Source organism: Achromobacter animicus (genome assembly GCF_040775605.1).
GTDB lineage: Bacteria > Pseudomonadota > Gammaproteobacteria > Burkholderiales > Burkholderiaceae_B > Achromobacter > Achromobacter animicus.
On sequence record NZ_JAYGJK010000001.1, the window covers coordinates 4,899,797 to 4,918,305 of the forward strand.

Annotated in this window: 18 protein-coding genes and 1 pseudogene; 13 read left to right on the forward strand and 6 right to left on the reverse strand. The window is 67.5% G+C overall.

What is annotated here, in order from left to right:
- The first annotated feature begins 169 nt into the window (after positions 1-169).
- Positions 170-802, forward strand: coding sequence for a nitrogen fixation protein NifQ (locus AB3147_RS22455; RefSeq protein ID WP_438861002.1), 633 nt, complete (start codon positions 170-172; stop codon positions 800-802).
- 40 nt (positions 803-842) lie between these two features.
- On the opposite strand, the gene AB3147_RS22460 is transcribed toward AB3147_RS22455, so the two are convergent.
- Positions 843-2,909, reverse strand: coding sequence for a TonB-dependent receptor domain-containing protein (locus tag AB3147_RS22460; RefSeq protein ID WP_367353574.1), 2,067 nt, complete (start codon positions 2,907-2,909; stop codon positions 843-845).
- A gap of 98 nt (positions 2,910-3,007) precedes the next feature.
- Here AB3147_RS22460 and AB3147_RS22465 point away from each other — a divergent pair, with 98 nt between their 5' ends.
- Positions 3,008-3,223: a SlyX family protein gene (locus AB3147_RS22465; protein ID WP_056558252.1), complete on the forward strand. Its 216-nt coding sequence runs from the start codon at positions 3,008-3,010 to the stop codon at positions 3,221-3,223.
- 3 nt (positions 3,224-3,226) lie between these two features.
- Here the strand turns inward: AB3147_RS22465 and AB3147_RS22470 are convergent, their stop codons facing one another.
- Both AB3147_RS22470 and AB3147_RS22475 read right to left on the reverse strand, forming a co-directional pair.
- Positions 3,227-3,553 carry a hypothetical protein gene (locus AB3147_RS22470; RefSeq protein ID WP_367352993.1) on the reverse strand — a complete coding sequence of 109 codons (327 nt, stop codon included), beginning with the start codon at positions 3,551-3,553 and terminating at the stop codon, positions 3,227-3,229.
- Entirely contained in the window at positions 3,547-3,720 is a 174-nt protein-coding gene (locus AB3147_RS22475; protein WP_343737869.1) for a hypothetical protein, read from the reverse strand. Before AB3147_RS22475 ends, AB3147_RS22470 begins: the two co-directional genes overlap by 7 nt.
- A gap of 220 nt (positions 3,721-3,940) precedes the next feature.
- On the opposite strand from AB3147_RS22475, the gene AB3147_RS22480 reads away from it, so the two are divergent.
- The gene (locus AB3147_RS22480; RefSeq protein ID WP_367352994.1) at positions 3,941-4,306 is read left to right on the forward strand and encodes a DUF4148 domain-containing protein; all 366 of its coding nucleotides are present in this window, start codon (positions 3,941-3,943) and stop codon (positions 4,304-4,306) included.
- 161 nt (positions 4,307-4,467) lie between these two features.
- Positions 4,468-4,848, forward strand: a complete 381-nt coding sequence (locus AB3147_RS22485; protein ID WP_175137704.1) for a hypothetical protein — start codon at positions 4,468-4,470, stop codon at positions 4,846-4,848.
- A gap of 99 nt (positions 4,849-4,947) precedes the next feature.
- Here the strand turns inward: AB3147_RS22485 and AB3147_RS22490 are convergent, their stop codons facing one another.
- On the reverse strand, positions 4,948-7,245 hold the full coding sequence (locus AB3147_RS22490; protein WP_175137703.1) for an NADP-dependent malic enzyme: 2,298 nt from the start codon (positions 7,243-7,245) through the stop codon (positions 4,948-4,950).
- Between the two features lie 106 nt (positions 7,246-7,351).
- Between AB3147_RS22490 and AB3147_RS22495 the strand changes: the two genes are divergently transcribed.
- The 6 genes and pseudogenes from AB3147_RS22495 (at position 7,352) to AB3147_RS22520 (ending at position 14,253) form a co-directional block, all read left to right on the forward strand.
- Complete coding sequence (locus AB3147_RS22495; RefSeq protein ID WP_175124438.1) at positions 7,352-8,317, forward strand: LysR substrate-binding domain-containing protein; 966 nt, start codon at positions 7,352-7,354, stop codon at positions 8,315-8,317.
- 105 nt (positions 8,318-8,422) lie between these two features.
- Positions 8,423-11,161 carry a cation-transporting P-type ATPase gene (locus AB3147_RS22500; RefSeq protein ID WP_367352995.1) on the forward strand — a complete coding sequence of 913 codons (2,739 nt, stop codon included), beginning with the start codon at positions 8,423-8,425 and terminating at the stop codon, positions 11,159-11,161.
- Between the two features lie 144 nt (positions 11,162-11,305).
- The gene (locus AB3147_RS22505; protein WP_175184449.1) at positions 11,306-11,854 is read left to right on the forward strand and encodes a hypothetical protein; all 549 of its coding nucleotides are present in this window, start codon (positions 11,306-11,308) and stop codon (positions 11,852-11,854) included.
- On the forward strand, positions 11,851-12,342 hold the full coding sequence (locus tag AB3147_RS22510; RefSeq protein WP_175137700.1) for a hypothetical protein: 492 nt from the start codon (positions 11,851-11,853) through the stop codon (positions 12,340-12,342). Before AB3147_RS22505 ends, AB3147_RS22510 begins: the two co-directional genes overlap by 4 nt.
- 66 nt (positions 12,343-12,408) lie before the next feature.
- Positions 12,409-13,260: pseudogene (locus AB3147_RS22515) on the forward strand (AraC family ligand binding domain-containing protein).
- Positions 13,261-13,341: 81 nt separating this feature from the next.
- Entirely contained in the window at positions 13,342-14,253 is a 912-nt protein-coding gene (locus tag AB3147_RS22520; RefSeq protein ID WP_367352996.1) for a DMT family transporter, read from the forward strand.
- Here the strand turns inward: AB3147_RS22520 and AB3147_RS22525 are convergent.
- Complete coding sequence (locus AB3147_RS22525; RefSeq protein WP_175137779.1) at positions 14,250-14,726, reverse strand: MarR family winged helix-turn-helix transcriptional regulator; 477 nt, start codon at positions 14,724-14,726, stop codon at positions 14,250-14,252. The two genes, AB3147_RS22520 and AB3147_RS22525, sit on opposite strands and share 4 nt — an antisense overlap.
- Positions 14,727-14,858: 132 nt before the next feature.
- On the opposite strand from AB3147_RS22525, the gene AB3147_RS22530 reads away from it, so the two are divergent.
- A complete protein-coding gene (locus AB3147_RS22530) occupies positions 14,859-16,259 on the forward strand; it encodes an MATE family efflux transporter (protein ID WP_367352997.1) in 1,401 nt (466 codons plus the stop codon).
- Here the strand turns inward: AB3147_RS22530 and AB3147_RS22535 are convergent.
- Entirely contained in the window at positions 16,183-17,196 is a 1,014-nt protein-coding gene (locus AB3147_RS22535) for a LysR family transcriptional regulator (protein WP_367352998.1), read from the reverse strand. The genes AB3147_RS22530 and AB3147_RS22535 overlap by 77 nt on opposite strands.
- Positions 17,197-17,329: 133 nt before the next feature.
- On the opposite strand from AB3147_RS22535, the gene AB3147_RS22540 reads away from it, so the two are divergent.
- Positions 17,330-17,734: an SEL1-like repeat protein gene (locus AB3147_RS22540; RefSeq protein ID WP_367352999.1), complete on the forward strand. Its 405-nt coding sequence runs from the start codon at positions 17,330-17,332 to the stop codon at positions 17,732-17,734.
- Entirely contained in the window at positions 17,731-18,486 is a 756-nt protein-coding gene (locus AB3147_RS22545; protein ID WP_367353000.1) for a sulfite exporter TauE/SafE family protein, read from the forward strand. The genes AB3147_RS22540 and AB3147_RS22545 overlap by 4 nt, the downstream gene beginning before the upstream one ends.
- Positions 18,487-18,509 lie beyond the last annotated feature (23 nt).

The window sequence follows — 18,509 nt, forward strand, 5'->3', positions numbered from 1 at the left end:
TTATGCAATGGAACGGACGCCGATCATACCTGTCCCCGCTAATTACCCTCGGGTATGTCCCAACGGGGATTCACCCGCATATGGCAGAAGCGCGCCGATTTTTCGTTATATATTCGCCCCTACACTGTTTAGTTAACAGCTTAATAAAACCGTTACCGCATTAAGAATCATGATGGACGCCGTGCCCGTGCCGCCCTCTCTTCCCGACACCAGCATCACCGATCGGGCCCAGCGGTTTGCGCATGCCTTGCTGCGATATGCACCGCCCGTTCATCCCGACGCCGGCTTTTTCGCCGCCGTCATCGGCACCAGCATTGCCCACCAGGACCTCGCGCCTAGTGGTCTGTCGCCGGCCGAACTGCACGACCTGCTGGACTACCTGTTCCCGGGCGCGCTGACCGGCTTCGACACATCCCTGTCCCCGCTGCGCGAGCAATATGCCGCCTACGTCGGGATGGGCGTGAGCGACCCTCAGCCCGGTTTCACGCTGTTGATGCGCGTCCTGCTCGACGCCTACCGCGCGCCCGGCCCCGACACCACCCCATGGGTCAGCAGCGTCCTGGCGCACGCCTGCCTGCGGCCCGACCACCTGTGGCGCGATCTGGGTTTGTCGGGACGCGAAGACGTCACCGTGCTGCTCGCGCGTCACTATCCGGGCCTGGTGAGCCGTAACGTGAACAATCTGCGCTGGAAGAAATTCCTGGCGCATTCGGCGTGCGAACACGCCGACCTGCCCGCCGCGGCCGCGCCGGGATGCAGCGATTGCGAGGACAGCGCGTTCTGCTATCCCGCCGCGGCGTAAGGCGCGGGCGGGGCCACGACAGCCCCACGCACCTCGCGCGTCAAAACCGGTAAGTCGCCCCCACGCCCACGCCCGCATTCCGTCCGGGCGCCGGTTCGTAATAGCGCCCGTTGCCTTCGTTGACGATGACCGAGCCTGCGTAGTCGCGGTCGAACAGGTTGTCGACGCGGGCGTAGGCGTTCAGCTCCCACGGGCCCGCGCGCTTGATGTAGCCGACGCTGGCGGCCGCTACAAAATAGGCGGGCGCGTCACCATTGTTGGCGTCGTTGACGTAGATCTTGCTCAGGTAGCGCCCTTCCACTCCGGCCTGCCAGCCTTCGGGCGGCGCCCAGGCCAGCGAGGCATAGGCCGCCTGGCGCGCGATGCCGGGGATCTTGTTGCCCGCGCGGATATCGCCGCTGCCGTCGTCGGCATAGCGTGCGTTGAGCAGCGTGTACGCGAGCTGCGTGCGCCAATGGCGCGCAAATTCGCCGGACCAGCTCAGTTCCAGGCCATCGCGGCGCGTGCGGCCGGCGTTCTGGTAGCTGGTGCGCCCGCCCAGGCTGCCCGCGGATACGATCTCGTCGTCCGTGCGGGTGCTGAACACCGCGGCCGTCAGCAGGCCGCCGGCCATGCGCGCCTTGACGCCGGCTTCGACGTTGGTGCTGACCGATGGCATCAAGCCGAAGTTCAGCCCCGGGTCGCCGCCGGGCCGGTACGAGATCTCGTTCAGGGTGGGCGTCTCAAAACCACGGCCGTACGAGGTGTAGACGCTGACGTCGTCGTTGACGGCGTAGCGCAGCGCGGCCACGGGCAAGGCCTTGCGATAACGCGCGCCGCCGCTGTCATCAGTATTGCCGGCCGTGATGTAGTGGTCGTCGGAGTCGAAGCGGACCGTGCTGTAGCGCAGGCCTGCGTCCAGCGTCCAACGGTCGGCGAAATTCCAGGAGGCCTGCGCATAGGGGTCGGCGTTGTAGACGCGATTGGTTTCATCGCGGCGCAACGCGCCTTTCACGCCCAACTGGCGGCTTGCGCCCGAGCCGACGAAGTTCTCGTAGCCCTTGCGGTCTTCCTGCATGGTGTCGTACGAGAAGCCGCCGATCACGGTCAGCGCGCGGCCCGCCAGCGTCAGGTCCGAGGTCCAGCGCACGTCCGCGCCGCCGTATTGGCGCTTCAGATCAATGACGCCGCCGGCCTGCGTGGGCGGCGTCTGCACGGCGGGCGGGATCGACTGATATTGCGTGGTATCGCGCTGGCCGTAATACACCATCACGCGCAGCGCGTTGCGGCCGTCGATCTGGTGGTCGAAGACCAGCCCGCCCTGCGTCTGCTTGACCGTCTTGCGGGTGTTGTACTGCTCGGCCACCGGTGCGCTGCGCGGGTCGTCCTGGAACTGCTGGTAGGTCAGGCCCAGCGGATCCTGCGCCTTCAGGTCGACGCTATTGACGACAAGGGTCAGGCGGCTGTCGTCGTTCAGTTGCAGGCCCAGCTTGGCGTTGCCCAGATTCTTGCGCGCGGCGCTGTGGTCGCGATAGCCGTCGGTGGTGAAACGCGACAGGTCCAGCACGTAATCCAGCTGACCCGCGCCCGTGCCCGTGACGCCGCTGGCCTGCGCGCCGTAGCGCCATGTGCCGTAGCTGCCGCCCCAGCCGCTGGCGGTGATCTCGGGCGGATTGGCGCCGTCCTGCGTGAACACCTGGATGACGCCCCCGGAGGAATTGCCGTACAGCGCCGAGAACGGCCCGCGCAGCACCTCGACGCGGTCGATGGAGCCGATGTCGATATTGGAGGTCTGCCCCTGGCCATCGGGCATCGTTGCGGGAATGCCGTCGACATACAGCCGCACGCCGCGCACACCGAACGTGGATCGCGCACCGAAGCCGCGGCTGGAAATCTGCAGGTCCTGCGCGTAGTTCTGGCGGTTCTGGATCTGCAGGCCGGGCACGCCAGCCAGCCCTTCAGACAGGTTGATGCCGGGCTGCTGCCAGCGCATGGCGCTGCCCTGCACGACATCGACGGAGGCCGGCGTGTCCAGCACCGCGGTGCCGAGCCGGGTGCCGGTCACCACCACCGGGGCCAGCGCCTGGGCTTGCGCCAGCGCGGTCGCAGCCGGTGCAAGCGCCAGTATCGTGCTTGCCGTCCACCACCACGTGCCGCTGTCCCGCCATTGCCGCTGTACCAAACTTCTCTCCTGTGATCGGGCGGGAATGGGTTCTAATACCCGCCATGGAAAATACGCAAGACATCGAACGCCGGCTGATGGACCTGGAGGTCAAAGCCAGCTTCTCGGATGATCTTCTGGAGCAGTTGAACCAGATCATCGTCCGCCAACAACAGCAGATCGACCGGCTCATGCGCGAGGTCGCCGACCTGCGCCAGCAGGCGCCTGAGGGGGCAGCCCCCTTCCGCAGCCTGCGCGACGAACTGCCGCCGCACTACTGATCGCTAATAGTGATAGCGCAGTAGCCTGGTCATACTACCCAAGGGCTCGACCCGGCGCATCAGCCATAACGCCGCCTGCGCCGGCAGCGAATATCGTGCCCGCTGCGCGGGGTCGTCGGTTTCGTACCCGCCGCGCACCGTGCGCAGCCGCAAGGCCGGCACCTGCGCCTCCAGTTCCTGCGGACGCCCCAGGCTCCATCGGGTGACGGCGCCCGTGGATTGGATCATGCGGTTGTGCGCCACCCAGGCCAGGCCCAGGCGGTTGTAGGCGTCAAAGACCACCTCGCCGGACGGAAACTGCGCCGTGACCGTGCGCGGCAACGTCAGCAACGCGTCCTCGGGCAGATCAGGCGCGAAAAATCGTAGTCGATGCGGGCGACGGCATCGGCGGCGTGATGGTCCTGCAGCACGGAATTGGGTAGCTGGCTTTCTCGGGCTTTGGCGTACAGCGTGATGAGAAGCGTGGCCTTTTCCCGGGTGAGGTCGATTTTTTCCATGCACAAGTCCAGTCGATCCGCCCCGCCTCGGTATTCCAACAATGGTGACTTAGCCTGCTTATAGGCCAAATCTTTCCACTGATGGAATTATCTTTTACCGATATCCGGGTTTATCCGCATTCTAGATCGGCGCAAGATTCAACCCATCGGGAAACAGCAACGAACCACGACGGAAAGGCCGCCGGATTCGCTCCCAGGCTCTAGAAATCGGAGGTTTACCATGAAGACCCTTGCTACCGCTTTGATGTTCTCGCTGGCTGCACTGAGCGCCGGCGCCTACGCCTCGCCCAACATCGAACCCAACAACGTGCCCTTCCAGGGCGTCTACGGCACCCCGTACGAAGGCCCCACCCGCGCTCAGGTGCAGGCCGAACTGGCTGCCGCGAAGGCCGCCGCCAAGGCTGCCGGCATCAGCACCAACGCCGAACCGAACAACACGCCGTTCCAAGGCGTGTATGGCACGCCGCACACCGGCAAGACCCGCGCCGAGGTGCAGGCCGAACTGGCCGCCGCCAAAGCCGCTGGCCAAGTGTCGAACGTGGAACCGAATGACATGCCGTTTGCCGGCGTGTATCGCGGCAACTGAAACGGCAACTGAAACGGCTCTCCCGCCGCGCAACGATTTACCCTCCCCTTGTTGTAGCTTGGCCGCCCGTTGGGCGGCCTTTTTTTGGCGTACTATCGGCTCAGATTCACGGTGCAGACTCGCTTACCGCCTTACTGGCTGTTCACATCAGGGAGCCCATCTTGAAATATCCCCGCGTTCTTGCCGCAGTGCTTCTGTCCAGCGTCATGGCGTCGGCGGCGGTCGCCGCCCCGGCCGTCATGCTCAACGACGCCCTCATCACGCAGATATTGCCGGCCGACCGCGCCTCGTTTCACGAGGCCGTGGCACAGGCGCTGAACAGCTCGGCCGACGGCCAGAGCACCGAATGGACCAGCACGCACCAGCGCAAGAAGGCGGCGCCGATCACGGTGCAGTTGACGCCCAAGCAGACCACCAAAGCCGGCAATGACCGCGTCTGCCGCTTCCTGGTCGGCAATTTCTCGCGGACCACCACGACCGAAACCTGGCAGTTCTGGTTCTGCAAGCAACCGGACGGCACCTGGAAGGCCAGCGCAAACTAGGCCTGGCCGCTCACCCGCAGAAAAAAATGCGCGCCGGCTCCGTGAGGAGCGGCGCGCATTGTCTTGGCCGCGCGAATCACGCGGCGGGCTCAATGGCGATCAGGCGCCTTCGACGCGGTTGGCGTCGAGCACCGTCATGGCCGTCATGTTGATGATGCGGCGCACGGTGGAGCTGTTGGTCAGGATGTGCACGGGGGCATTGGCGCCCAGCAGGAACGGACCCACCGCGACGTTGCCGCCCGCTGCCGTCTTGAGCAGGTTGTAGGCGATGTTGCCGGAGTCCACATTCGGGCACACCAGCAGGTTGGCTTCACCCTTGAGCGTGGACGACGGCAGGATGCGCATGCGCAGGGCCTCGTCCAGCGCGCAATCGCCGTGCATTTCGCCGTCGATTTCCAGTTCCGGGGCCGCTTCGCGCACCAGTTCCAGCGCGCGGCGCATCTTCTCGCCCGAGGCCGAGCTGCCCGAACCGAAGTTGCTGCGCGACAGCAGCGCGACCTTGGGCGCCAGATTCATGCGCGCCATTTCCTGCGCGGCCATGATGGTGAATTCAGCGATCTGCTCGGCGGTGGGCTCGTCATTCACGTGCGTGTCCACCAGCACCACCGTGCGCTCGTCGAGCAGCAGGATGTTCATGGCGGCATACACGTTGTGGCCCGGGCGGCGGCCGATGACCTCGTCCACGAATCGCAGGTGGTCGTGGTACGCGCCGACCGTGCCGCAGACCATGCCATCGGCATCGCCCAGATGCACCATCATTGCGCCGATCAGCGTCAGACGGCGGCGCATTTCCACGCGCGCCATCTCCTTGGTGATGCCGCGGCGGCTCATCAGCTCCCAATACGTCGTCCAGTATTGGTGGAAACGCTCGTCGTATTCGGGGTTGGTGACTTCGACGTCTTCGCCCAGGCGCAGGCGCAGGCCGAATTTTTCGATGCGCGACAGCAGCACGGCGGGACGGCCCACCAGGATCGGACGGGCCAGGCCTTCGTCGACGATGACCTGAACCGCGCGCAGCACGCGTTCGTCTTCGCCCTCGGTGAAGACGATACGCGCCTTGCCGCCCGAGCGCACGATGCGCTTGGCCGCCGAGAACAGCGGCTTCATGAACGCGCCCGAGTGGTACACGAACTGCTGCAGCTGTTCTTCGTAGGCTTCCAGGTCGGCCAGCGGACGCGTGGCGACGCCGCCTTCCATCGCGGCCTTGGCCACGGCGGGCGCGATGCGCACGATGAGGCGCGGATCGAACGGCTTCGGGATCAGGTATTCGGGACCGAACGAGATGTCGTAGGTGCCGTAGGCGGCGGCCACGACTTCGTTCTGTTCTTCTTCGGCCAGGTCGGCGATGGCATGCACCGCGGCCATTTCCATTTCGCGCGTGATGGTCGTGGCGCCCACGTCCAGCGCGCCGCGGAAGATGTACGGGAAGCACAGCACGTTGTTGACCTGGTTCGGGTAATCCGAACGGCCCGTGGCCATCACCACGTCGTCGCGCACGCCGTGGGCCACTTCGGGAAGGATTTCCGGCGTGGGGTTGGCCAGCGCCAGGATCAGCGGACGCGAACCCATGGCGGCGACCATTTCGGGCTTGAGCACGCCGCCGGCCGACAGGCCCAGGAACACGTCGGCATCCTGGATCACCTCGGCCAGCTTGCGGGCGTCGGTCTTTTGCGCAAAGCGCGCCTTGTCCGGATCCATCAGCGTAGTGCGGCCTTCGTAGACCACGCCCTCGATGTCGGTGACCCAGATGTTTTCCAGCGGCAGGCCCAGGTCCACCATCAGGTCCAGGCACGCCAGCGCCGCAGCGCCCGCGCCCGACGTGACCACCTTGACCTGCTTGATGTCCTTGCCCACGACCTTCAGGCCGTTGATGAAGGCGGCCGACACGGTAATGGCGGTGCCGTGCTGGTCATCGTGAAAGACCGGGATCTTCATGCGTTCGCGCAGCTTGCGCTCGACGGTGAAGCACTCCGGGGCCTTGATGTCTTCCAGGTTGATGCCGCCGAAGGTGGCTTCCAGGCCGGCGATGATCTCGACCAGCTTGTCGGGGTCGGTTTCGTTGATTTCGATGTCAAAGACATCCAGGCCGGCGAACTTCTTGAACAGCACCGCCTTGCCTTCCATGACCGGCTTGGACGCGAGCGCGCCGATGTTGCCCAGGCCCAGCACCGCGGTGCCGTTGGAGATCACGCCCACCAGGTTGCCGCGGGCGGTGTAGCGGTACACGTTGGACGGGTCGGCCACGATTTCCTCGCAAGCCGCCGCCACGCCGGGCGAGTACGCCAACGCCAGGTCGCGCTGGTTGACGAGCGGCTTGGACGCCACGACGGAGATCTTTCCCGGGGTGGGGAACTCGTGATAGTCCAGGGCTGCCTGGCGGTCGGAGGGGTTGTTCATGGGCTGTGGCCTCGCTGTCTTGAATGTGCAAAATTCTAGGGTGGAAGACATAAGGTGTTCATTCGGATTTAATATCGTCCCATCACACTTTCCTAATGTCTTGTCTATGACAGCCTTTGATCCGGATGCCGTTTTCCGGAAATTGACCTCGCGCCTGAAGATGCGCCACCTGATGCTGCTGCTCCAGATCGAGCAGCACGGGTCACTGACCCGGGTGGCCGAACACATGGCGACCAGCCAGCCCGCCGTGACCAATGCCCTGGCCGAACTGGAAAGCATGTTTGGCGTGCCCCTCTTCGACCGCTCGGTGCGGGGCATGACCCCCACGCCCATGGGCGCCGTAGTGCTGGCGCGTGCCCGCGGGCTGGTCCATGACCTGGGCCATCTGGTGCAGGAAATGGAAACCGTGGCGGCCGGGCACGCCGCCCACCTGCACATCGGGGTCATTCCGTTCGTGTCGGGCCAGATGCTGTCGGCGGCCATCGGCCGCACGCTGCCGCAGGGCCGTCAGCTCACCGCCACCATCCACGAGGGCCAGGGGCCGGCGCTGCTGCGCCAATTGCGCGATCACACGCTGGACGTGGTCGTCGGCTGGGCCACGCCCTCGGTCGACCTGAGCAACATCGGTTTCGAGGTCCTGTACCACCAGCAGCCGCGCCTGATCGCCAGCCGCCGGCTGGCCGCCCGGCTGGGTCGGTCGCGCCTGGAATGGAACCGGCTGGCCGATCTGGACTGGATCCTGGGCACGCCGGGCAGCCCGATCCGCGAGCAGGTGGCCGACATCTTCTTGCGCGCCGGCCTGGCGCCCCCGCCGCCGTCCGTGCAAAGCGACTCGTCCAAGCTGATCGGCGAGATGATCGTGGCCAGCGACCGCGCCGTCACGATCCTGCCGGCCGACATCGCCGACGAACTGGTTCGCATCGCAGGCGCAGCCATCGTGCCGTATTCGTTTGACTGGACGCTTCCGCCGATCTCGCTGTTCACGCGGTCCGACGGATTGCGGCGCAACGTCGAGGCGCTGTTTGCGGCGGCGCTGCGCGAGGTCTATCTGAAGGGCGCGCGGCCGATGTGACGCCCCGGGCCGGCAGCCCGTCGTATCATGGACGCCGGACTGACCTGTGCGGCCCCCGACTCCCGGCCCGGTCACGTGGCCGGTCCCTCCGGGAGGCCGTACGTCATGACGCAGGCGAACACGCAGGTTCCGCAAGCTCCTCGCCCCTGGCACCAACTCTCCGTCGACGAGACGTTGGGCATCCAGGTGACCAGCGCCGCCGGCCTTTCGCAAGACCAGATCCGGCGCAGGCAAGAGACCCACGGCCTGAACGCACTGCCCCCGCCTGCCCGCCGCAGCGCCTGGCTGCGATTTCTGGGCCACTTCAATGACGTGCTGATCTACATCCTGCTGGGTGCTGCGGTGGTGACATCGCTGATGGGCCATTGGCTGGATACCGGGGTCATCCTGGCCGTGGCGGTCATCAACGCCGTCATAGGCTACGTGCAGGAAAGCCGCGCCGAACGTTCGCTGGACGGCATCCGCAACATGCTGTCGAACCATGCCCGCGTGGTGCGCGACGGGCAGAAGGAAGAGATCGACGCCCGCGACCTGGTGCCGGGCGACATCGTGATCCTGCGACCCGGCGACAAGATCCCGGCGGACGTGCGGCTCTTTGACACGCACAACTTCCGCGTCGAGGAATCGATGCTGACCGGCGAATCCACCGTCGTCGAAAAGCACGACGCGCCCCTGCCGGGTGACGCGCCGCTTGGCGACCGCCTGAACCTGGGGTTCTCGGGCACCCACGTCAGCGCGGGCAATGCGCGCGGCATCGTCGTGGCCACCGGCAGCGACACCGAGATCGGCCACATCAACCGCATGATGACGGACGTGCAGACGCTGCAGACGCCGCTGCTGCGGCAGATGGAGCTGTTGGGCAAGCGCATCTTCCAGGTGGTGCTGGTGATGGTGGTGGCGCTGTTCGTGCTGGGCCGCTACGTGCTCGACATGCCGCTGTCGGACCTGCTGATGTCGCTGATCAGCATCGCGGTCGCCTCCGTGCCGGAAGGCCTGCCTGCCATCATCTCCATCATCCTGTCGCTGGGCGTGCAGCGCATGGCGCGCAACCGCGCCATCATCCGCAAGCTGCCCACCGTCGAAACGCTGGGCGCGATGACGGTGATCTGCTCGGATAAGACGGGCACCCTGACCATGAACGAGATGACCGCCAAGAACGTGCTGCTGGCGCAGGGCGTGTATCGCGTGTCGGGCGACAACTACCGGCCGGTCGGCGAGATCACCCGTGAATCCGACGGGAAGCCGGTGGACTGGCAGCGCGAGGACGCGCTGACGCGCTTCGTGCGTGCGGCCGCCATCTGCAACGACAGCCAGCTCCACGAAGATGCCGATGGGCAGTGGCGCATCGTGGGCGGTCCCACGGAAGGCGCGATGATGGTGCTGGCAACCAAGGCCGGCCAGAGCCTGGAGGGCGTGGCCAAGCACGGCAAGGTGCCGTTCGATTCCAGCTACAAGTACATGGCGCGCCGCTGCGACGACCATGGTCAGAACACCATCTACGTCACCGGCGCGCCCGACGTGCTGTTCAAGCTGTGCGCGCAGGAACAGGGCGAAGCCGGGCCGCAGCCGCTGCGGCTGGACTACTGGGAGCGCGGCCTGGAGGCCTTTGCGCACCAGGGCCTGCGGACATTGGCAGCGGCGTACAAGCCCGGCACGGCGGACGCCACGGCGCTGGACCATCCGGACTTTCAGGACGGGCTGGTGTTGCTGGGCGTGGCCGGCATCATGGACCCGCCCCGTCCCGAAGCCATCGAAGCCATCGCGCAGTGCAACCAGGCAGGGATCCGCGTGAAGATGATCACGGGCGATCACCCCGAAACCGCGCTGGCGATCGGCGCCATGCTGGGCATGACGCATGTGCGCGAGGCGGTGACCGGCGCCCAGTTGCAGCAGATTGGCGACGAAGAACTTGCCGCGCTGGCGCGCGACCACGACATCTTTGCCCGCACCAGCCCCGAGCACAAGCTGCGCCTGGTGCGCGCGCTGCAAAGCATGGGCGAAGTGGTCGGCATGACGGGCGACGGCGTCAACGACGCGCCCGCGCTCAAGCAGGCGGACGTGGGCGTGGCCATGGGCATCAAGGGCACCGAGGTCACCAAAGAGGCCGCCGACATGGTGCTGGCGGACGACAACTTCGCCTCCATCGCCTATGCCGTGCGCGAAGGGCGCCGCGTCTACGACAACCTGAAGAAGACGATCCTGTTCATCCTGCCGACCAACCTGGCGCAGGGACTGCTGGTCATCGTGGCGTTGCTGGCCGGCGCACAGGCGCCGCTGACCCCGCTGCAGATCCTGTGGATGAACATGGCGACCTCCATCACGCTGGCCTTCGGCCTGGCGTTTGAACCGGCCGAACCGGGCATGATGCAGCGCCGGCCGCGCGATCCCGCGAAATCGATCCTGGACGGCTTCGCCCTCTGGCGCATCGCGTTCGTGGGGCTGCTCTTCACCACGTCCGCCTTCATCATCGAAAAGAGCCTGATTGCCGCGGGGCGCGATCCGGACTTCATCCGCACCGTCATCCTGCAGACGCTGGTGACGGCGCAATGGACCTATCTGTTCAACTGCCGCCTGCAGGACCGCTGGCCGATCACGCCCAGCATGTTTCGCAACAAGGCGCTGTGGCTGGTCACGATCCTGCTGGGCCTGCTGCAATGCGCATTGATCTATCTGCCCGCGATGAACCGCGTGTTCGGCACCGTCCCGCTGCCGCCCGAATACTGGACCCTGACGCTGGTGGCCGCCGCGGTGCTCTTTTGCGTGGTGGAGATCGAGAAGCTGGTGCTGCGGACATGGCGCGCGCGGCGCGCCCGGCTCGAGCTGGCGCATCGCCCTGCAGCATGACGTGTCGACCGCGGCGTGAAGGCGCGCCCCGGTTGTCCGCCGCGCCTCGCGCACAAAAATGCCAACAAATGTAAAGGCCGCGGCCGCGCGGCTGCGCGCCCTCCTATACTTGCGCCCGCCAAGATTCACAGGAGGGCCCGCAGCTTGTTCACCATCTCGCCAACCTTTGCGAGCGGCCGCGCGCTTTGCCTGCTGGGACTCGCCGCGCTGACCGCGCTTTCAGGCTGCAGTTCGATGCTCGGGGAAGGCACGGGCGCGGCAGCCGGTATTGCCGGAACCGCCATCGCCAACAAGGTGACCGACAACGCCACAGTGGCCACGGGCATCGGCCTGGGCGTGCAGGCCGGCGCGAAGGCCGCGCTGGCCTATGCGCAGCGCCAGACACGCGGCGAAGAGCAGGACGCCATCGCCAAGGCGGCCGGCGCGCTCGCGGTAGGCAAGGTCGCCAGCTGGAACGTCGAGCATAAGTTGCCGATCGAGGACGACGCGCGCGGCCAGGTCACCGTCAGCCGGCTGATCGGCGGTGGCGATTTGCAATGCAAGGAAGTGGTGTTCTCGGTGGACACGCCTGCCGGCAAACCCGGCGCTGATCCCGAACGCGAGTTCTACGTCACGACCGTCTGCCGCGACGGCGAAAACTGGCGCTGGGCCAGCGCCGAACCGGCGACCGCCCGCTGGGGCTCGCTGCAGTGACGCGGGCGATCGGCATGCTGGCGCTGGCCGCCAGCCTGGCGCTCGCGGGCTGCCAGAGTTCCTCCATCGGTCCCGCCACGGGCGCGGTGGTCGGCACGCTGAGCGGCGCGGCCACGGCCAATCCCGTTGCCGGCTTTGCCATTGGCGTGACGGTGCAGGCCGCGGTGGACGCCACGGTGAAGTACGTGTTGCGCGAATGGAAGAACGACCAGCAGAACGTCATGGCCAATACGGTGGGCGGGCTGCCCATCGGTGAAGTCCGGCAGTGGCAGATCAAACGCACCCTGGCGGTGGGCAACGAACGCGGCAGCATCCAGGCGGTGCGCGACATCGAGACGCCGCTGGCGCACTGCCGCGAGGTGCTGTTTACGGTCGAGGTCGAAGGCGCCGCGCCTGCCTACACCAGCACGATCTGCCAGCGCCGGGACGGGCAATGGAAATGGGCCTCGGCCGAACCCTCCGTGGCGCGCTGGACCGGCCTGCAATAGCGGCGCTTGATCGGCGCGAGATCTGCGGGCGATACTGGCCCGACCGTCATCGCCGCCACGTCATTCATGCCCGCACGCCAATTCCTCATGCAGCGCAGCGCCATCGCCGGCGTGCAGGCCGTATCCGCCTGCAGCGGCCAAGCGTTCGCGCGCCATACGCATGAACAATTCGGCATCGGCGTGATGCGCCAAGGCGCACAGGTGTCGCACAGCGGCCGGGGCCAGGTGGAGGCCGGGCCGGGTTACGTCATCACGGTCAATCCGGGCGAGGTCCACGATGGCGCGCCCATCGGCGACGGTGTGCGGGCCTGGCAGATGATCTACCTGGATCCCGGCGTCGTGACCGCCTGCGCCGAAGACCTGGCCGGCGCGGGCGTGCCTCGGCGTCACGATGCGGGCAGGCCGTCGGGCGCCTCCCTCTACGAATTCGAGCACCCGGCGCGGCACCAGCCAGCGCTGGCCCGTGACGTCCTTGCGCTTTATGCACACATCACCGCAGGCGGATCGCCGTTGGCATGCGACAGCCTGCTGTTGCGCGTGCTGGCGCAGGCTGGCGGTCCGCGCGGCACGCTGGCCACCGCCCCTGCGCGCGAGGCGATACCGTCCTCCCTGCGCCATGCGATCGCGCGCATCGACGACTAGCCGGCCGCGGCGCTGTCGCTCGCCGATCTGGCCGCCGCCAGCGACCTGAGCCGCTACCAGGTGCTGCGCGCCTTCACGCGCGCCACGGGGCTGACGCCGCACGCCTACCAGATGCAGCGTCGCCTGCTGCTGGCGCGGCGGCTCATCCGGCAGGGCATGGCGCTGGCCGATGCGGCCGCGCTGGGCGGTTTTGCCGACCAGAGCCACATGACGCGGCTTTTCGTGCGCGCCTATGGGGTGTCGCCGCGCCGCTATGCGTTGGCCGCGGGCGCCTGACCCGCCTTCCCTGCAATTTCGTTCAAGACCTGCCTCCCGCCTGCGCCCTACGCTGCGCCTTTTCCAACGGGATTTCAGGCGATGGCCATCAACAGGCTTGGGCGCGGGTATCTCTATCTGGCTCTGGCCATGGTGCTGGTCGGCAGCACCGTGACCGCCAGCAAGATCATTGGCGCGGGGTTGCCGCCTTTCACCGCGACCGCCCTGCGCTTTGCCATCGCGTTGCCCTGCTTCGCCCTGCTGATGGCGGCGACCGGCGCGCGCCTGCCCCGGCTGCACCGGCGGGACTGGCTGCTGCTGACGGTGCAGGCGGTGGCGGGCAGCGTCGGGTATACGACCTTGTTGATCGCCGGGTTGCAGCGGACCTCGGCAGTGGACGGCGGCATCATTCTGGGGACGCTGCCGCTCGTCACGGCCGCGATCGCCATGCTGCTGCTGGGCGAGCGCCCGGGCCGGCGGGCCCTGGCTGCCATCGGCATGGCGGCGTTCGGCGTGTGGCTGATGACCAGCCGAACCCCCACGCGGGGCATGGACGGGTCGCTCGCCGGCAACGCGCTGATCCTGGGCGCGGTGGCCTGCGAGGGGCTGTTCATCCTATTGAACAAGCGCCTGCGCACGCCGGTTGCGCCGCTGGCGCTGTCGACGTTGATGACAGCATTCGGCCTGGCGTTTTCCGCAGTGGCCAGCCTGACCGAAGCGCCATGGGCATTGGACTACACGCCTGGCGCCGTCGCCGCCGTGGCGTACTACGCGCTGGTGCCCACGGTGGGCGGCTTTCTGCTCTGGTACGCGGGCGCGGCGCGCGTGCCTGGCTCAGAGGCGGCGCTTTTTACCGCACTGGCGCCCGTTTCCGCAGTGATGCTGTCGGCCAGCCTGCTGGACGAGCCGGTGACCGGCGCGCAGATCGCCGGCATAAGTTGCGTGCTGGGCGCCGTCCTGGCAATGACCCGGCGCGGCGGCCCGCGCAGCAATGGAACGGGGGACGGCATTTAGCCGCGGCTGAAGGCCTGCGCGAAGTCGTCGGAAAAGATGTCGGCCAGCGCGTGGCGCAATGCCGCGGCGCGCTCGGCGCCGTACGCGGCCTCGAAACGGTTCTGCGCGTCCTTCCACAAGCGGCGGGATTCCGCCAGCTTGGCGCGGCCGGTCTCGGTCAACTCCACCCGGCGGCTGCGGCCATCCAGCGGGTCGCGCATCATCTGGACGTACCCATCGCGCTGCAAGGGCTTGAGGTTGTGGGCCAGCGCGGACCGGTCCAGCACCATCGCGCGGGCCAGGTCGGTCATCGACGGCGAACCCGCGCGGGCAATGTGCACCAGGATCGAATGTTGCGACACTTTCAGCCCGCAGGGCGCGAGCACGGTGTCATAGAGCTGGGACACGCGACGCGTCGCCTTGCGCAGCGCAGCGCCGTTACAGACAAGCGGATCCGGAGGAACGGCAGAGCCGAGGAGCGGGGCGTCGGACATGGCGGCCAAGGAAGGAAAATCGGCGGGCAAGGACATAACGCTACCGCCCGCGCGGGTTCACGTCCAGCCCGTTATTGACAGTTATTGGCATATGCACGTAAATTTTGCCGATCACGTCCACCGGCCTTCCCCATGCCAGCGACCGCCCCGCCACGCCCCGCCAATGCGCGCTTGCAAGCCATGCTGCATGGCCCCATCGCGCCCACGCTGGCGCGGCTGGCGTGGCCCAACATCCTCATGATGCTGGCGCAGTCGTCCACCGGCCTGATCGAGACCTGGTTTCTGGCGCGGCTGGGCACGCCGGTGCTGGCCGGCGTGGCGCTCGTCGTGCCGGTGCTGATGCTGATGCAGAACATGTCTCAGGGCGCGATGGGCGGCGGGATTTCCGCCGCGGTCGCGCGCGCGTTGGGCGGCGGACGGCAACAGGAGGCCGATCAGCTCGTGCTGCATGCGGTCGTGCTGAACGCCTTGCTGGGTCTGGCCTTTTGCGTGTTGTTGCTGGCCTTCGGTCCGGCGCTGTACCGCGCGCTGGGCGCCGAAGGCGAAGCGCTCGACGCCGCGCTGGCGTATTCCAATGTGATCTTCGGCGGCATCGTCCTGATGTGGCTGATGAACGCCTTTGCCAGCGCCATCCGCGGCACCGGCAACATGCTGGTGCCGGGCGCGGTCATCTGCGGCGGCGCGCTGCTGCTGATTCCCCTGTCCCCATGCCTGATCTTCGGATGGGGCCCCTTCCCCGCGCTGGGCGTGGCGGGCGGCGGCTGGGCGCTGGTGATCTACTACGCCGTGGGCACGCTGATCCTGGGCGCCTATTGCGCCAGCGGACGCAACGCGGCGCGGCTGGTCGCCAGCCGGCTGCATGCGACGCTGATGCGCAACATCCTCAGCGTGGGCGCGCTGGCCACCATCAACCCGCTCATGACCAACGCGCTGGTGGCACTGACCGCGGCACTGGTGGGCGCCTACGCGGGCGAGGCAGCGGTGGCGGGCTATGGCGTCGCGGTGCGGCTGGAATATCTGTTGATGCCCATCGCCTTCGGGCTGGGCGCGCCCATGGTGGCGATGGTCGGCTCGAACATCGGCGCGGGCCAACCGGAGCGCGCCATGCGCATCGCCTTGACGGGCGGGGCGATGGCGTTTGTGCTGGCGGAGGCGATCGGGCTGACCGCGGCGTTTTTCCCCGACGCGTGGCTGCGCCTGTTCGGCGCGCAGGATCACATGCTGGAGGCCGGCGCCGGTTATCTGCGCATTGTGGGTCCGGTGTATGGGTTCTTTGCGCTGGGCTTTTCGCTGTACTTCGCGTCGCAAGGCGCCGGAAGGCTGAAGTGGCCGTTGTTGGCGGGGTTCCTGCGGCTTTTGATCGGTATCGGCGCAGGCGGCGTCGCGCTGCACATGACCGGTTCGATGACGGTGTTCTTCGTGATCGCGGCCGTGGCGATGTGCATTTACGGCCTGATCATCCTGGCCGCCGTCGCGTCGGGTTCGTGGTTCGACCGCGGCCACCTGCCGGGGCGCCGGCTTTTTGCACGCTGACGCGCGCAGGGGCGTCGGGGGCCGGGTCCACGGGCGCTTGGGCCGCATCGCCAGCCGGTGCGTCGCGCAACGCATAGGCCACCAGATCCGCCGCGTACGCGGGAAGATCATCACGCACGCACAGCACCAGATCCCGGGCCGCCCACGGATCCGCCAGCGCCACGCGGCTTACCCCAGCCGCGCGGCCATAGCGCACCGCCGCCGCGCGCGGCACGATGGCCACGCCGACCCCCTGTCCCACCATCCGGCAGACGGCATCGAAACTGCGCAACCGCACGCGATAGGACAGCGCCTTGCCGCTGCGGCGCGCGTGATGCGCGATGTGCTCCTGCAGCGCGCTGCCCTGCACCAGTCCGACGAATTCATAACCGGCCACGTCCTCCAGCAGCGCCTGTTGCTGCGCCGCGAGCGGATGGCCGCGCGGCACGATCAGCGTCAGCGGATCATGGCGGAAGATGCGCGTGCGCAGGCCGTGCAGATCGGCCGAGTCCGCCAGCACCCCGATGTCGCATGCGCCGGTCCGCAGCGCGTCGGCGATCTCGTGGCTCAGGCGCTCTTCGAGGTCGACGGAAATATGCGGATGGTCCTTGAGAAACGCGCCCAGCACGGGCGGCAGGTATTCGCTGAGCGCCGTGGTGTTGCACAGCACCCGCACATGGCCTTTCAGCCCGGCGCCGTAATGATCCAGCTCGCCGCGCATGCGGTCGATCTGGCCCAGCACCAGCCGTGCATGATGGACCAGCGTGCGCCCCGCGGGCGTCGCCTGCACGCCGCGCGGCTCGCGCACCAGCAGCGGTACGCCCAGCGCGTCTTCCATGCCCCGGATGCGCTCGCTGGCTGACGCCAGCGTCATGTGCGACCGCCCCGCGCCCGCCGTGATGGAGCCGGTTTCGTGCACGTTCAGGAAAAGCCGCAGGTCGGTCAGGTCAAAGCGCATGAAAAAAAGCGTAGCACGCCATCCTCAGGCGCAGCCATAGTCTGGGTAAGCCAGATCCCGATAGGCGCGGTCGGGCGCGAGCGTGAGAATGCGTCCATACCCACCCAAACAGGCGGAAATTATGAACACTGCAATGTTGCGCACCCGGACCGCGCGCTGGCCGGGGCTGGCCTTGGTCGCACTGGCGCTGTACGCCTCAGGCGTAGCCGAAGCGCAGGCCGGACTTGGCGGCCCTCTCACCCCCGCCCAGCAGTACGCACTGGCATTGGAAGCGCAGACGCAGGGCGACCATGGTGCAATGCTGACGTGGCTGCGCGCCGCCGCGCGCGCGGACCACCCGCCCGCGCAACGGATGCTGGGCATGGTGCTGATCGGCGGTCCCGCGTTGTACGGCCCGTCGCTGCCCGCCGACCTGTGCGAGGGACGCGCATGGCTGCTGCGCGCCGCCCGCCAGAACGAAGGACCGTCGCAGGATGTGGCCTTCGCCCTGTTCGGCCGCCCCAAGGACGCGCTGACCGCGCACTGCGAGCCCGCATGAATCTTTTTGATCCCGTATTGCTCGCGGCTGTCGTGACGGTCTTCGTCCTGGCCGGCGTGGTCAAGGGCGTGGTCGGGCTGGGCCTGCCCACCATTTCGATGGCATTGCTGGCGCTGGTGATGGCGCCGGCCCAGGCGGCCGCGCTGCTCATCGTGCCGTCGCTCATCACCAACCTGTGGCAGGCGCTGCCGTGGGTCACGCTGCGCGCGGTCCTGCGCCGGATCGCCGGCATGCAGGCCGGCGTCTGCGCGGGCACGGTGGCGGGCGCGCTGTGGCTGGGCCCGCCCTCGGGCGACTGGGCCGGCATCTTCCTGGGGCTGGCGCTGGTGGCTTATGCCGCCTGGGGACTGTTTGGCTCGCCGCCCGCGGTGCAGCCCCGGCATGAACAATGGATCGGCATCGCAGCCGGCGCGTTGACCGGGGTGATCACGGCCGCCACCGGCGTCTTCGTCATCCCGGCCGTGCCCTATCTGCAAGCCCTGAAACTGGACAAGGACGCGCTCATCCAGGCCATGGGGATTTCCTTCACGGTGTCGACCGTGGCGCTGGCCGCGGGGCTGTGGCTGAACGGCGGCTACACGGCCGGCGCCGCCAGCGCGTCGCTCCTGATGCTGCTGCCGGCACTGGCCGGCATGGCGCTCGGGCAACGGCTGCGCGGCCGGCTTTCCGCGCGCACGTTCAAGCTGTGTTTCATGGTCAGCCTGGCGCTGCTGGGCGCCTACCAGGCCGGGCGCGGGCTGCTGGGCAGCTAGCGGCTGCGCGCCTCAAACGGTCT

Bases quoted from the DNA above. Each gene is read 5' to 3' on its own strand.
- AB3147_RS22455 (WP_438861002.1), top strand. From the start codon at position 170: ATGATGGACGCCGTGCCCGTGCCGCCCTCTCTTCCCGACACCAGCATC.
- AB3147_RS22465 (WP_056558252.1), top strand. From the start codon at position 3,008: ATGGAAAATACGCAAGACATCGAACGCCGGCTGATGGACCTGGAGGTC.
- AB3147_RS22475 (WP_343737869.1), bottom strand. From the start codon at position 3,720: ATGGAAAAAATCGACCTCACCCGGGAAAAGGCCACGCTTCTCATCACG.
- AB3147_RS22480 (WP_367352994.1), top strand. From the start codon at position 3,941: ATGAAGACCCTTGCTACCGCTTTGATGTTCTCGCTGGCTGCACTGAGC.
- AB3147_RS22490 (WP_175137703.1), bottom strand. From the start codon at position 7,245: ATGAACAACCCCTCCGACCGCCAGGCAGCCCTGGACTATCACGAGTTC.
- AB3147_RS22495 (WP_175124438.1), top strand. From the start codon at position 7,352: ATGACAGCCTTTGATCCGGATGCCGTTTTCCGGAAATTGACCTCGCGC.
- AB3147_RS22500 (WP_367352995.1), top strand. From the start codon at position 8,423: ATGACGCAGGCGAACACGCAGGTTCCGCAAGCTCCTCGCCCCTGGCAC.
- AB3147_RS22520 (WP_367352996.1), top strand. From the start codon at position 13,342: ATGGCCATCAACAGGCTTGGGCGCGGGTATCTCTATCTGGCTCTGGCC.
- AB3147_RS22525 (WP_175137779.1), bottom strand. From the start codon at position 14,726: ATGTCCGACGCCCCGCTCCTCGGCTCTGCCGTTCCTCCGGATCCGCTT.
- AB3147_RS22530 (WP_367352997.1), top strand. From the start codon at position 14,859: ATGCCAGCGACCGCCCCGCCACGCCCCGCCAATGCGCGCTTGCAAGCC.
- AB3147_RS22535 (WP_367352998.1), bottom strand. From the start codon at position 17,196: ATGCGCTTTGACCTGACCGACCTGCGGCTTTTCCTGAACGTGCACGAA.
- AB3147_RS22540 (WP_367352999.1), top strand. From the start codon at position 17,330: ATGTTGCGCACCCGGACCGCGCGCTGGCCGGGGCTGGCCTTGGTCGCA.
- AB3147_RS22545 (WP_367353000.1), top strand. From the start codon at position 17,731: ATGAATCTTTTTGATCCCGTATTGCTCGCGGCTGTCGTGACGGTCTTC.